This window comes from Chelatococcus composti (assembly GCF_014201415.1).
Lineage (GTDB): Bacteria > Pseudomonadota > Alphaproteobacteria > Rhizobiales > Beijerinckiaceae > Chelatococcus_A > Chelatococcus_A composti.
The window spans coordinates 101,519-114,578 of the sequence record NZ_JACHEH010000002.1; the positions used below are offsets into that span (position 1 = coordinate 101,519).

Annotated in this window: 17 protein-coding genes; 4 read left to right on the plus strand and 13 right to left on the minus strand. The window is 63.1% G+C overall.

What is annotated here, in order from left to right:
• Nucleotides 1-3 precede the first annotated feature (3 nt).
• The 9 genes from HNQ73_RS03695 to HNQ73_RS03735 all read right to left on the minus strand — a co-directional run bounded on the left by HNQ73_RS03695 (nucleotide 4) and on the right by HNQ73_RS03735 (nucleotide 7,105).
• Nucleotides 4-960, minus strand: a complete 957-nt coding sequence (locus HNQ73_RS03695; RefSeq protein WP_183332401.1) for a major capsid protein — start codon at nucleotides 958-960, stop codon at nucleotides 4-6.
• Between the two features lie 25 nt (nucleotides 961-985).
• Entirely contained in the window at nucleotides 986-1,777 is a 792-nt protein-coding gene (locus HNQ73_RS03700) for a hypothetical protein (RefSeq protein ID WP_183332403.1), read from the minus strand.
• Nucleotides 1,778-1,981: 204 nt separating this feature from the next.
• The gene (locus tag HNQ73_RS03705; protein WP_183332405.1) at nucleotides 1,982-3,541 is read right to left on the minus strand and encodes a portal protein; all 1,560 of its coding nucleotides are present in this window, start codon (nucleotides 3,539-3,541) and stop codon (nucleotides 1,982-1,984) included.
• A 6-nt stretch (nucleotides 3,542-3,547) separates the two neighbouring features.
• Entirely contained in the window at nucleotides 3,548-3,766 is a 219-nt protein-coding gene (locus HNQ73_RS03710; protein ID WP_183332407.1) for a hypothetical protein, read from the minus strand.
• Nucleotides 3,767-3,832: 66 nt separating this feature from the next.
• Nucleotides 3,833-4,249 carry a hypothetical protein gene (locus HNQ73_RS03715; RefSeq protein WP_183332409.1) on the minus strand — a complete coding sequence of 139 codons (417 nt, stop codon included), beginning with the start codon at nucleotides 4,247-4,249 and terminating at the stop codon, nucleotides 3,833-3,835.
• A 1-nt stretch (nucleotide 4,250) separates the two neighbouring features.
• Nucleotides 4,251-4,505, minus strand: a complete 255-nt coding sequence (locus tag HNQ73_RS03720; RefSeq protein WP_183332411.1) for a hypothetical protein — start codon at nucleotides 4,503-4,505, stop codon at nucleotides 4,251-4,253.
• Nucleotides 4,505-6,109, minus strand: a complete 1,605-nt coding sequence (locus HNQ73_RS03725) for a hypothetical protein (RefSeq protein ID WP_244649859.1) — start codon at nucleotides 6,107-6,109, stop codon at nucleotides 4,505-4,507. Before HNQ73_RS03725 ends, HNQ73_RS03720 begins: the two co-directional genes overlap by 1 nt.
• Complete coding sequence (locus tag HNQ73_RS03730) at nucleotides 6,106-6,360, minus strand: hypothetical protein (protein ID WP_183332415.1); 255 nt, start codon at nucleotides 6,358-6,360, stop codon at nucleotides 6,106-6,108. The genes HNQ73_RS03725 and HNQ73_RS03730 overlap by 4 nt, the downstream gene beginning before the upstream one ends.
• A gap of 265 nt (nucleotides 6,361-6,625) precedes the next feature.
• Nucleotides 6,626-7,105, minus strand: a complete 480-nt coding sequence (locus tag HNQ73_RS03735; protein WP_183332417.1) for a hypothetical protein — start codon at nucleotides 7,103-7,105, stop codon at nucleotides 6,626-6,628.
• A gap of 306 nt (nucleotides 7,106-7,411) precedes the next feature.
• Between HNQ73_RS03735 and HNQ73_RS03740 the strand changes: the two genes are divergently transcribed.
• A complete protein-coding gene (locus tag HNQ73_RS03740) occupies nucleotides 7,412-8,125 on the plus strand; it encodes a GIY-YIG nuclease family protein (protein WP_183332419.1) in 714 nt (237 codons plus the stop codon).
• 600 nt (nucleotides 8,126-8,725) lie between these two features.
• Nucleotides 8,726-9,280, plus strand: coding sequence for a hypothetical protein (locus tag HNQ73_RS03745; protein ID WP_183332421.1), 555 nt, complete (start codon nucleotides 8,726-8,728; stop codon nucleotides 9,278-9,280).
• A 260-nt stretch (nucleotides 9,281-9,540) separates the two neighbouring features.
• Here HNQ73_RS03745 and HNQ73_RS18220 read toward each other — a convergent pair whose 3' ends face one another.
• From HNQ73_RS18220 to HNQ73_RS03760, 3 genes are read right to left on the minus strand one after another with little or no spacing between them, the layout of a single operon-like run.
• Complete coding sequence (locus HNQ73_RS18220) at nucleotides 9,541-10,200, minus strand: SH3 domain-containing protein (protein ID WP_373284849.1); 660 nt, start codon at nucleotides 10,198-10,200, stop codon at nucleotides 9,541-9,543.
• 28 nt (nucleotides 10,201-10,228) lie between these two features.
• A complete protein-coding gene (locus HNQ73_RS03755; RefSeq protein ID WP_183332425.1) occupies nucleotides 10,229-10,558 on the minus strand; it encodes a hypothetical protein in 330 nt (109 codons plus the stop codon).
• Nucleotides 10,542-10,763, minus strand: a complete 222-nt coding sequence (locus HNQ73_RS03760; RefSeq protein WP_183332427.1) for a hypothetical protein — start codon at nucleotides 10,761-10,763, stop codon at nucleotides 10,542-10,544. The genes HNQ73_RS03755 and HNQ73_RS03760 overlap by 17 nt, the downstream gene beginning before the upstream one ends.
• A gap of 399 nt (nucleotides 10,764-11,162) precedes the next feature.
• On the opposite strand from HNQ73_RS03760, the gene HNQ73_RS03765 reads away from it, so the two are divergent.
• The gene (locus tag HNQ73_RS03765; RefSeq protein ID WP_183332429.1) at nucleotides 11,163-12,137 is read left to right on the plus strand and encodes a LamG domain-containing protein; all 975 of its coding nucleotides are present in this window, start codon (nucleotides 11,163-11,165) and stop codon (nucleotides 12,135-12,137) included.
• Here the strand turns inward: HNQ73_RS03765 and HNQ73_RS03770 are convergent.
• Nucleotides 12,134-12,790, minus strand: coding sequence for an SOS response-associated peptidase (locus HNQ73_RS03770; RefSeq protein WP_183332431.1), 657 nt, complete (start codon nucleotides 12,788-12,790; stop codon nucleotides 12,134-12,136). The genes HNQ73_RS03765 and HNQ73_RS03770 overlap by 4 nt on opposite strands.
• On the opposite strand from HNQ73_RS03770, the gene HNQ73_RS03775 reads away from it, so the two are divergent.
• Nucleotides 12,789-13,031, plus strand: a complete 243-nt coding sequence (locus HNQ73_RS03775; protein WP_183332433.1) for a hypothetical protein — start codon at nucleotides 12,789-12,791, stop codon at nucleotides 13,029-13,031. The genes HNQ73_RS03770 and HNQ73_RS03775 overlap by 2 nt on opposite strands.
• The last annotated feature ends 29 nt before the right edge of the window (nucleotides 13,032-13,060 follow it).

Genomic DNA, 13,060 nt, shown 5'->3' on the forward strand with positions numbered 1-13,060 from the left:
CCATTACGCAGTGATCGCGCCGTTGGCGATGCTGGTCAGCCGGCAGATCGAGTATTCCTTCGAGACCAGGCCCCAGTCCCACTTGATGTGGGTCGACAGCAGAGGCAGACCGGGAAGCTGCCCCTCATCCGTGACCCGGAGCGGCACGCCCTCGATCATGAACACGCCATCCTCGCTGAACGAGACCACGAACAGCGAGGTCGTGACGGCGCTGCCACCGCCGTTGGCAACCTCGTCGAACGGCAGGATGGAGTCGTCGCGCGACTTCGGGTAGCCGAACAGGAACGGCAGATCGCCAAAGGCCAGAACGTTCCGCCCAAGCGGGTCACGCTGGTCGTAGTTGAGCATGTTGTTGGTGATCTGTGGGTTGCGCGCCGCGGCGTTCAGCAGCGGCTTGAGCGCCCGGTCGCAGATGATGTGCGTCGGGTTGCGGACGTTGTTGATCGCCTCGTCGAGCTTGGCAAGCGACAGGGGCGCGCCACCGGAGTTGGTCGAATTGTGAATGGTGGTCTGCTCATCCATCGCCGCGCGGAGCTTGAGGCCCTTCGGTTCGCGCGGATCGGCGATGTTGTCGCCGTTGATGAACGTGCGGGTGAAGTGCCGCGCCATGGCCTTCACCTTGAGCGCTTCCTGCTCCGCACGATGCTGCGGCCCGAGCTCGTCGACGAGAGCACGGTCCACCTTCACGTACTCGTCCATCAGGAAGACGCCTTCCTCCTGCATGGAGGTGCGCCCCGAGCTGGCGTTGCCGGGCTCGTTGTACGCACGGAACTTGACGTCCGGCAGCTCCTCTTCCTGCGGATAGCGATACTTGCCCTTCTTGGCCGGGCGAATGACCATCGCGGCCATGATGTCGGACTCGCCGACGAAAGTCTCGACGACCGCCCGCTCTGCGCTGCCCTCCTCAAGGCGCTGGCTGTACTGCACCAGCGTCAGGGCTTCCTCGAATTCTCCCGCCATTTCGTGCTCTCCTCACCCCTTCCCGTCAACCGCGGGCCATCCCAAGCCGCTGCCGCGCGGCCATGAACTTCTGGGCCGGCGTCATCCGGTCCCAGCCCTCGATCTGCCCCGCTCCGGCCTTCTCGCGCCCGGCCTGCGTGAAGCCGGGCCCGCCGCTCGTGACGGTGCGGATCAGGCGCTCAAGCCCCTCAACCGCAGGGGCAAACTGCAGAAGATGCTCGAAGAACGGCATCACCTCCGGCCCGAGCTTGGCCGTCAGGAAGTTCTTCACCGCCGCCACGCGGTCGGCGCCCTTCGGGCCCAGCGCTTCGATCTGCTTGCCTTTCAGTGCCTCGATTTTCTGGAGCTCAGCGATCTGGTGCTTGGCGTACTCGCCAACCAGGCGCTCGAATCCGGCCTGGTCGAGGCCGAGCTGATGCGCAATCTGCCGCCCGAAATTGACCATCGGGTCGTTCGCATCGAGCTGGAAATCGAAGCCATCCGGCGCCTTCCAGTCGGCCGGCAGCTTGAGCTCGTAAGCGTCCGGCTTCTCCGGCACCGCCGCGCGGCGCGAATCCTCCGCGGCCTTGAAGGCGGCGAGGTCGTCCAGATATGCCTTGAGGTCGGCGCCCTTGATCTCGCCTTTCTCGGCATCCCAGAACTGCTCAGCCAGCCAGTCGGGGCGCTGCGGTCGATCAGGCGGGGACGCGCCGGCGAACCCCTCGGGCGCGACCGCCGCCGTGCTCGCGGGCATACCGCTGCCGGAGCCGTTCGAGGTTGAGGTCGTCGTCTGCGTCGTCGCCGCTGTCGCCGTGGCCCCTGCGTTCGCTGTCGTCATCGTCCGCACTCACCGCAAATCCCAGGATGGTTGCGGCCAATCTGCGGGCGCCCTCATGCTCATGCACCGCACAGGACGGGGAACCAGGCGGCATGACCTCCAGAAGCTGCCGCCGCAGCCACAGAACGGCCTTCTTGCCGTCCCCCGGGAACGGGCGATCCGTCAGTATCCGATGCCACGCCTGGGCCAGCTCTTGATCGGGGCTCATGCGACCTCCGTACCTGCCGGCATACCGCCGCCACCGCCCAGAACAGGCGCGAGCTGCTGCACCGCTCGCGCGATCTCTTCCTGCGAGCGCAGCACCACCACGCTGTCGCGCAGCTTCTCCTTGATGTTCTCCAGCGTCTTCGGCCCGTCGACGATCACCTCGGCCGTCTGCGGCAGGTAGGCCCTCGCCATCTCAAGAATGCGGCCGGCAATCTGCACGTCCTGGTGCTCCTGCGCCTGCTCGGTCGGGTCATAGGGCACGAGAGCGATTTCGTTGCCGTTGACCTTCACCGGCGCAATGGCGCCGCGCTGTTCGAGCAGGTACTTGAACCGCAGGAACACCTGCGCTGGAAACTCCTTCCAGAACACCTTGCCCGGCGTGCCGATGCGGCGCTTGGCCCGTGCTAGCTCGTCAAGCCACTGCTCAGCCGTCGGCGGCGTCTTGCCGACCTGTTCCGGGAAGTCGATGAAGTGCAGACGGCGGATGCGTGCCTCGATCTTCTGGAAGGTGAACTCCGCGGTCATGGAATCCGAGCCGAAATCCATCGGCAGGAACGGCGCACCCGAGCCCCACGGCCGCGCCGGATAGCCCATGCCCGGCTCGATGCCGCCCGACAGGTTGATCACCCCGTCGTCGGCATAGAAAAACGGCGGATGCACCTGGAAGTCGCGCGCCTCTATGTCGAGCTTTTCCAGCTCGTCGAGGCGGCGCAGCTCCGGGAGCGACTGCAGCATCGGGCCGTCGCCATACGGGAACGACTGGTCGACATTCATCCGCCCGACAATGAGCGGGCAGGAGCCCTCGCCGCGCAGCACGCCATCGTCGACAACCCGGTCGCCGATCATGATGACCCACTGCCACACTACATCCGACATGTCGTCCCACCGGCGCCAGAAGCCCCACCGCACCTGGCACGATCTGTTCGGGTCGCTCTTCACCTTCTCCCGAATGTCGTCAGGCAGCCGAACCCCAGGCAGAAGCGCGGGAATGTGCCGGTACCGCGTCGAGCGGACGATGAAGCGGTCATCAACCTCGCCATAGGGCCCGACGTTGATCTCCAGCTCCCGTAACGGGACGTGCTGGCAGACGATGGGCTCGTTCGGCCGCAGGCTGTCTATCCAGAGCGCAACGGTGCCGAGCGATAGGTCAGGCATGAATGCCTGGGCCGCGGCGGCGTAGAAATTCGACGCCTTGATCGCGGCCATGATCTTCGCCGTCTGCTCGTCAATGTCGTCCTTAATGTCGTTGAACTCATCCTCCGACATCTCGATGCCGGGCTTCTGGTCGCACCAGTTGATCACCTCCGGCATGAAGGTGTTCAGCACCTCGGTGGCGAAGTCCTGGGCGACCTCCATGGCGAGCGAGGTATGCAGGAGGGAGGATTCGTCCTCGCGCGCCCTGTCAGGATTCGTGATGACGTTCGACGAGACGTCCTTCGACCGGCGCGGCGCCGTGAAGAAATAGCCCTCGCGCAGATCAACTTCGATCTGCGACTTGCAGGCGCGGGCGTCCTTGAGACGCTGCACCGCCTCCTTCTCGAGCGCGGTCGCCGCCATGGCCGATCACCGTGCCGCCGTGGCGATGGACCGGGCGCCGAACGTCCGCAGGAGCCGGTTCGTGTCTCGGGCAAGCAGGGCCTGCATGGCGCCGGCCTGCGCCTCTTCCGCCTCGCGCCGCTGCCGTTCGATCTCGGCCCGCTGCTGAGCAAGCCGTTGCTCTTCCTGGATCTGCTGCGCGATCATCATGCGCCGCTGGGAGCTGCCGGAGAATGCGTTTCCCATGGGTCGGACCTCCATTCGTCAGGCCCGACACTCCCCCCGCGGCGCGAAAACCGCACCGCACAGGGCTCAGTCGACGAGCGCGCCACCCTGCCGCAGCAGCGCCCGATAGAGCCCGTCCGGCCGCAATGCCTGCGTCCGGCAACCGACGAGATGCGCAATCGCCGGCACGCACCAGAAACCCACGCGGAACCAGAACCGCCGACCATCGCGCGGCGAGAACGCCACCGTCACCGCGTGGTCGCGAATCCGGCTCATGTGCTCCCACGCCAGCGCGCCGTCGGTGATCACGGCGATCCGCGAGCGGCGAAGGCTCACGTCGTAGAACACCCAGTGCCCGCTCTCCGGTATCCAGCCAGCTGCCGATACGTGCTTGAACCGGCCGAGCGCCAGCCACGACAGCCACCGCGACCGCGCCCGCGTCTCGAAGAACACGAACCACGTCGCCGGCTCGACGCCAAGGCTCTCGAACGCGCGATCCGCCATGTCAGTCCTCCATGAAGAGCATCTTCGCGTGTTCGATGACGCCAACCGTGCGAACCGCTCCAGGCGACGATTGCCGGTAGCCGACCTCATCGCCGTTCGCGAACGCGACGAAAATCGTGTCGACCTGCCGCTCGCCGGCATCAATCTCCCGTAACAGCGACACGAGCACGTCGCGCGGCGTCCATTTCGAGCCGTCAAGCTCCCTGCTGGCCCGGATTTCGCCTATCGACATCGGCGCCTTCGAGAAGTCGTCCATCACGACACCCGCCGCAGCGAGCGGGCCCCCCGATACCACTTCACCGGCTGGTTCGATCCGGCCTCCCCTGGCCGCGGCCGGCCCACCATCGCCCGGCCCTCGCCGGCGCCCAGCAGCAGGTATTGCAGCGCGTCCGCAATGTCCGAGTAGCGGTCCTTCACCGGCACCGTCCGCTGGTCGTCACCCTTCTTGAAGCGGTAGCCGCCGGCCATCGCCATCTTCAGCGTCACCACCGACGGCGACAGCAGGAACCGCGGCGCGCCGTCCCGCATCGTGTTCAGCGCGTACTCCACCACCTCAAGGCGCGTGGCGATGTCGTTCGTCGGCACCGGCGCCGGTCGCACGCTCATCCCGAACGACGCGAACACGTCGTAGGCCGTCACGTCCGACGCCTGCGTCTTGTCCTGCCCCTTCGGGTCGCCGTGCAGTCGCAGGCGCCCGTACCGGACAGCCTTCTCCACGGACTCCGTGTCCTCGCCGTCGAGAAGCCCTGGGCAATGCTGGTACAGCCACCGCCGAACGCGCGGCGCGAACACCGACGCGCCCTGATCGCTTCCGACGAGCTCGCCAATGATCTGCCAGCGGTCGTTGATGATCTGCCCGAACACCGCCGCCGGCCGCCGGCCAAAGTCCAGCCCCACCTCGACCGGCCAGTTCGCGTTGTACCGCAGTAGCTCTTTCGCGACGTGCGTCTCCTCGCGGAACATCGGCCACACGGCCTGCCCGTCAATCGGCGCCGTGATCCGGTTCATGATCGAGCTGTCGATCCAGCGTTTCGACTTGCCCTTGATCGTTTCCAGGTACAGCGGCCGGCCGCCGATCTTCGGGATCCATTTCAGGTTTTCGGCTTCCGGGTTCAGCTTGTAGTCGACAACCGTCTTCCCATCGGCGCCGAACACCTCAATCAGCCCCGGCGGCTGCACGAAATACTCCCAGCCCTCCGGCCACACCCATTCGGCCTGCTCTTCCTCCGGCATGTCCTCGGGCAACGGCACCTCGCCCGTCAGCCGCGGCAGCCAGTGGTCCTCCGTCGGAGAGTTCAGGTCAGCGAACAGCCCCGACCACGTGGCCCCGCCATCCTTCACGGCCGGGTAGTAGCCGATGCGCGACTCCGCCTCATCAAACACCTCCTTCGGAATGTACTGCAGCTCATTGATCCAGCCGCCCGTCCATTCCGTCGAGCGCAGCTTCGACACGTCCTCCGGCTTGTCGAGCGCCAGGAACACCACCTCCGCCAGCACGTCCCCCTTGCGCAGGTAATGCACCATCGGCTTCGACCACGTGAAACGGCCGAAATCCCGCTCCGGAAACCAGTCCAGCCACGTCTTCACGGTCGAGCGCTGCAGCTCCGGATACGAATTGCGGATCACGAACCACCGCGACCGCCGCAGCCCATCCGGACCCGGTGCCTGCTCGCACGCCCGACGGTAAATCTCCATGCAGCACGCCGACGAAGTGCCCGAGCGGATCGGCCCGCGGATGATCCGCACCCGCGCATTCGACAGCAGAAACCCACGCAGCACCTTCCCGTCGGGCTCGTAGATCGGCCGCCCGTCCGCATCGCGCTCAATCCGCGGCCGATCCTCGGCGTCAACGTCCGTCATACCCGCACCCATCCCTCGGCGCCCTGCACGAACGTCCCTTCCGTCGTCTCGACCATCAGCTTCCCGCCAAACACCGTCGACGACCGAAGCTCGCCAGGCGGCATCGCACCACCCGCCACGCCAACACCCTCCTCGGGCCGCCACTCAGGCCACGGCTCGCCACGCGCCTCCGCCGCGCGAATGCGCTCCATGTGCGCACTCCACGCCTCCTCCTGCCGCTTTCGCCGCAGAACCTCCCGCGTCGTCGCCATCAGACCCTCCAACCCCGAATGTTCCGGGCCCAGAAATTTTCCAGACACCCCCCGGATGTTCCCCGCGGAAATCGTGTGGGGAGGGGAGGACGTCCAACTTTCGCACGCGTTTTGCCCCCACCCCCGCCCCGGCGCGCGCGTCCAGCGGCGAAGGGAGGTGGGGCCGGTCGCTGCACCGCACCATGGCAGCGCCCGAGCGCGCCCGAGCCGATGCCGTCGCCTCGCCGAATACGTCGAGTTAACCGGCGCTTAACGCGAACCATCGTCATTCGTCGTGCTCGATCAAGGGCTTGCCGGAATCCGTTCCCGACAACCCGACCGAGCGCGGCCCCTCAGCCGGCCCGTCCAGGCGGATGACGTAGCCTGCAATGACGTTCTGGCCGCCGTTGATCGTGATGCCGCTGCCTTCCTCGGAGCCGTCGAGCGCGCGCGCGGCCTCCAGAGCGACCTTCATCGTCGCGGCCGTGGCACCCGGCTCGAGGCCGCGGTCTCGCACCGTCCGGCGCAGCAGGATGTTGCGGGCCCTCTCGCTCTCCGCAAGCACCTCAATCTCGCGCATGAACTGCCTGCGGACAGCCGGGTCGCGCATGATGAGGCGAGCGCGGTGGCGCCGGATGCCGACCTTGTCGGCGGCGTCTTCGAGGCGTTCACCCTCGATCAGGAGGTTGAGGAGCTGGCGGACGCGCGGGATCGTCAGGAGCGTCTTGCCGGATGAGTTGATCGGAGGGACCGCGGGCTTGCTCATGGTGGAGAGGTTGGATCGCCTGCCTTCGCTTCCGCTCGGCTGGCTCGCTGGTCGCTCGCCACCGGCGAGAAGAACGCGCGCGATGGGGTTCGCGAGGGAGGATCGTTTTTTTCGGCTTCGGCGGCACCGCACAGGGCGATTTGCTTGCGCGTGCGGGGCGGTTCCTTTGTTATCTCAATGCGTTGTCGTTTCGCATCCGTTACGACATGCCGCTATGCGTCGTGCTTGACAAGTGCTTAGCAAGTCGTGCCTGGACGATCCCCGTGTGCGGTGCGAAGAGTGTCTCGACCTGATCATCTATGCAGCATGAAGAGCTACATTTACGTGATCAGCGCCACCGGCAGCCGAGTAAAGATCGGCTATTCCCACCGTCCGCAAGATCGCCTTTGCAATTTGAGGTCGTCTTCTCCGGTCGATCTTCATCTCGAATTCGTCGTTGCCGTCAGGAAGGCGCGCGATATTGAACAGATGATTCACCGCGACCTTGATCATTGCCGAACGCATGGCGAGTGGTTTGAGATATCCGTCGAAGCCGCGATAGCAGCTGTTGAGGCCAGGGCTGGAAAGGGTCGCCGCCTTGACCCGAATGATCGTGGGCAGTTGTCACGCGAGGCGCATGAAGAGCGCCTTGCAGAGCTGGACGCCTATTGGGAGCGCCTCCATGGCCCAGGCAAGCGGTTCCCAACGACATTCCCTCGCGACAAGCAGAAACGACGCTCTATCGCCGATCGAGCTTTTGCCGATTGGAAGAACCAGCAGCGTGCAGAACTCACACCCGGTGATTACTCACCATGGGAAGAGGGCCCGGCGCGCACGTTCTCCCTGTCCTGCGCCTGCGGCCATTCCGGCGAGATCACGTCGCCGCCCGAACGGCTATGGCGTCGGTCGTTGCGCTGCTCGAGCTGCGGCGGTCGCATCGAACTCCAACCCGAAGCGCTGTTCAGTCATCTGCCCGGCCGGAAAGCACCGCCCTGCGCCAGTTCTGCGTCGACGGCTGGCTGCGTTGCGCGCAAAGGGTGAGCGGCTGCTGGCCGGCGAGGGGGTGCGCTGGGACGTTCCGAGAGGTGCCGGAAGGAGGCGCCATCCCACCCCCCGGGAGAGGTTGAGAGGCAACTGGGTGAGTAGAAAAGGAGCCGCCGGGGCGTTTGCCCCGACGGCCAGGACCCGCCGGACGGCTACGCCATCAAGCAGGACAGAAACCGGATAGCCATTGCGCTACCGGTTGTTTGCCCGATGGCTAGCCGCAGCAGCGACTGTGCGCACGAACATACTCCACGCGCCCGAAACGGACGCGGAAGTAGGCCCGCACCCGATGGCAAACGCGTGAGCGCTTCGCCATGGCGGCACCTCTCTATCTGGAGCGTGCCGGTTGCGCTCTCCGACAAATTGGTGTAAACGGATAAAAGATTCCGAATTCCAATTGCCTTCGCTCTCGGGGTGGCACTCACGTGGCCCGAGAGGCGCCGGCAAGTCCAACGGCCCGGGGGTCGAGCCCGGGCCGTTTTCTTTACCGGGCTGCGCGATTCCGTTCTTACTCCATTCAGCCGATTCATACAAGAGGGGTTGAATGCGCTAACATCGGGGCGTATGGTTCGAACCATCGCAACAATGGACGCTGCCATGACTGACCGAGCGCTCGAGAACGCAAAATCCAAAAGAAATCAACTAATTGAGACAAAGCGGCGCCTGTTGGCCGAGCTGGCCGAATGCGACGAGCAGATCAACCAGATCGACAAGTTTATCAAGGCATGGCACGCATTCGCTGAGGACGATCCGCTGAGGGCTGTAGAGAATCTCAGCGAATCAGACTCGAACGAAACGGCAACTACGGAATCGGTGAGTAGGAGAGCGTCGGGCAACTCTCGTAAGGAGGATGTGGCAGCGGCCGCCCGTGAAATCATTCTTGAACGGGGGGAGCCGATCATGCGCGACGAGTTGTATGACCTTCTCACCGCGCGCGGATTGGTCATTCGGGGTAAGGATCCGCTGATGGTGCTTTCGACCATGCTGTGGCGAATGCGCGATCAGATAGTGAGACTGGACTCAGGCGGTTATTGGCCGGCCGACGTTCCGAATGCTGCAATTGGATATGCGCCCAAAGAGGGGTCTGGTCAGGGCGGGGATACAAGAGGAGCGGACGCTGCGCAGACGGGCGGTGGGGACGTATTCGAATGACAATCAACCCTGCTCCTACATATTGCAACGTTCGCGATCAGCCTTCCAAGTCACACGCCGGCCGGCCCGCTTGTCACTGAGCTGATCGCTTGTAAGTGAGTTACATGCACAATCCCCCTGGGACGAGGAAGGCGCTACGGCGCCCAATCATGGCGGTGTAGATACAGACGAGGTGCTGCCCAGCCCTGTGTGCCGCCGGAAACCTTGCCCTCGCCGTCGCCAATTCGGCGAGAACGTGGCCTCTCCCTCCAATGCTGAAATCAGTCGTAGCACTGTGGAGAACGCCCTCCCGGTCGGCTGTACGCCGAGCGACCACCGCAGCGCCTTCCGTCCCTGGCAAGATCGTATGGACAATCGCAGATGCCGGCGTATGGCTGCCGGATCGGCTGGCCTGCGCCTCGCTGCGAGTTCTCGATGAATGCGCGCGGCGCTGAATGCGAAGGAGACTGCGGGCGCGCGGGCTGCTCCACGAGCCTTGGCAGTGTCTCTGAAAGATAGGCGCCGTGAATCCATCCTCTCTCACCGGAGAAGGTAGCAGACCACCAATCCCCATTCTTCGTTGCAACGGCGACTGCCGCCCGCTTCGGTATCACCAGCAGCACCCGAGCCGCCGTGCTGGGCTTCTCGCGCAGGTTCACGTTTGCAGTCGCGTAGAGTGTCCTGGTTGGTACCTGTCGCGGGGGACTACGTGGTGGCGCCGCCCGGATTGGAGAAGGCGTCAGCACCGAAACCGACGATCTCTGTTCAATTAGTGGCGGGTCGGACGCTGGAGCGGGCGTCTTGTCTCGCGGCTTGCACCAGGCCAGGACGCCGGCGATCAGCACCATCCAAACAAGACATCCGTTGCCTTCTTTGCGTGCCATCGCAGCCCATCCCGTCGCGATCAAAGCAGGACGGATTGGGCTCGTCGAGTCAGCCATTTTCCCTACATTTGCGGCTCCCTTCAGCCTACGGCCCACGATGCTTCGGAGAGGCCTCCCACTTCATCCAGCTCCTTCCCTTACCGCGCTCGCGCGGATCGAACGGAACCCCATCGAACGCCTTGCGAAATCGTTCAGCGTGCTCCGCCTCAGCAAAGCAGTAGATCGTCCACCACTTGTCATCTCGGCAGACGTGGTGCTGTCTCGGAGCGAGCGACAGATGCAGCCCCCGGCAGAACCGCTCGGCGTCCCTGTCGAACCGCAGACGCTCGCCGCGCTCGTCTTCTGTCGGGAGCGCCACCTGGAACGGCCACCCATGGTCGATTGCGGCCCGCGATAGCTCACCCTTGCGGCGCATCACCTGGCCTCCGAAGGACGATCAACTGGCCCCGCACGTAGCCGTGCGAAACGCGTGCATTTGCATCCTCCGCAAGCACGGCGAGATCACTCAGCAAGGCCCGGATCGCCTCCCGCATGTCGCCATCGAACTCGTCGATCACGGCGTCGATGTCGTCTTCCGTCGGGAAGGCTGGCGGCGAGGAAGGGGCTTCTTTGGCGGTCATCTCTTCGTCCTCGATTGAGAACAAAAGAGGAACAACTTGGCCTATCGGAGTCAACCGGTTTGAGATTGCAGGCTATCGCGTCACGGCTCCTGTCGACCCGGGCTCCTCGCTTCTCAGCGTGCGATGAAGGCTATTGCGCGCGCGTAACGAGATCAGAGTTGTTTGGGGTCAGAATATCCAATGGTCAGCGCAGGGACGGCCCCGCAGGTCAACGTCCCAACGGGTTTCCGCAGGCCGGTAGTAGCCTTCCTAGAGGCATCAATACAGATCTCGCATCTAGGGCCGCAGCCCATACGTAGCGCCCGTATTCGTAATATGTTACTGGGTAAAGTAGGGTCTGGCTACCATGGACGGTGGCGCGATATCCGCATCAACTGAGATAGCAGCCGAGGGGGCAGGATGGCGAGCGGAATCCATGTCAAACTAGACTTCAGTTTGCCATTTTCTTTGCATGTGAATGGCTCATTCGACATAAAAGCAATGGAAGAGAGATTTTCCGTAACATTAGAGACAATATTCAAAAAAAATCCACAGTTACGCTTCGCCGAGCATGTTGAGAATGTCGCAATCATTAACGACGATTCGGACCAAATAGCATATACAAAGGTTTCTGCAGAATATCGACCGGCGAAATCTCGCGATTGGACTGATTATAAAGCGAGCCTAGAATTACGCAACGCAGCGATTGCGATAGCGAACGCGCTGATCTCTGGCGCTCGTCATGCATTGGGGAAGCATTATTTATACTACGTATATCATCCAAAACAGCTGGAGCCGATAAACGTCTTGATAAATGAAAATGGGCACTCGCTGGGCATTGGGTTGGCACTCTCGGGCGGTATAACAATTCAGACCAGTCCTGATAAGTTGACAAAAGATTCAGAATTCGGACGAATATTGTCGGGAGCAAAGACTGTTTCGGTGGCCGATGATATTTATATTGAAGCACAACGCTGGCTAGAACAGAGAGACCCGCGTATGGCGTTGGCGAATCTAGTTATCAGTTTTGAAACTGGTTTGGCCGACCACCTCCTAAGGATCGCGGCTATGCGCGGCAATCCGCAACTTGAAGCTGACGTATCGTCTGCAACGTTGGCATCGTTGGGTGAGCGCTGGTCGACTGAACTATTGGGAAAGTCATTTATGAACGGCAGCCATTGGGGAAGCGACTTTACTGAGAGTTTTTGCTGGATCAGGGATGCGAGAAACAGTGTACTTCACAAGGCTAAGCTACTAGTTGTGCGTAGGGATGGGCGTTCAAGAGATTTTACAAATCTAGAAGAGCTCAAGAAACTATTTGAGGAACGTGATCGGTTGATGAATAGGATTAACAGTGCTGTTTGCCAGGCGCTTTCCCGTCAATCGTCCCCCTAGTCGATCTTCGTAGGAGGCGGCACGATCACCAGCATGTCGTCTGGCAGCGACCGCTGCAGCTCTCGGGCTATCTCCCACGGCGCTGTCATCCACGTCTCGACCTCTTCTGCCTCGGTCAGGATGACGGGCATCGCCTTTTCATGGATCGGCTTGACAACGTTGTTCGGCCCACATGTGAGGAAGCCGAACAATTCGAAGTCGCGTGCGCCGTCGCGCACCTTCTTCACGCCGTGCCAGGCCGTCCAGATACCCGCAAAGAACATCAGGGGGCGCTCAGCGTTCCGGGCGAACCACGCGTTTGGCGTCCGCTCGCCCTCGACCTTGGCGGCCGGGTTCGGCTCGGCGAAGCTGTTGAAGGGCACCACGCATCGACTTTCCGGCCCGAGCCAAGGCCGCCAGTGCTTGAAATCCGGGTTTCGGATATTCGTGACGCCGGGATCATAGTTGCCCCGGATGCGCTCCGGAGGCGTCGGCATGCCCCAAGTCGCCATTACCATCTCACGCTGGCCGTCGGCGCCGACGCGGACGATCGGCGCGAGCGTGCCGGGGTAGATGTCGCGCGACGGCTCGTTCCAGCTGCTGCGATCCACCATGCCCCGCGAAAGGTCCAGGATCGCCTCGCGGTTAGACCGAACGTTGTAGAGGTTGCACATGGGCGGCGGCTCCTACCAGTTCGGCGGTAAACCGGAGCGCTTTTGTACCTTAAGTCCGGTCGCCATCCGCTTCCAACTCCTTCAAGAAGGCTGGCACAGCAGACATAAGCTGATGTCGCATCAGACAGGCGATGCTGTGGCCATCCCGCCCGCTTGGAGAGAAACAATAAAGATCGTTCTCATCCTTCCACCAAACGCCAACAACTACGCCGTCCAGCTTGACCGTGCCGTCTCGGCCTAATCTGGCGTCACCCTGCTGCCGGGGGACCC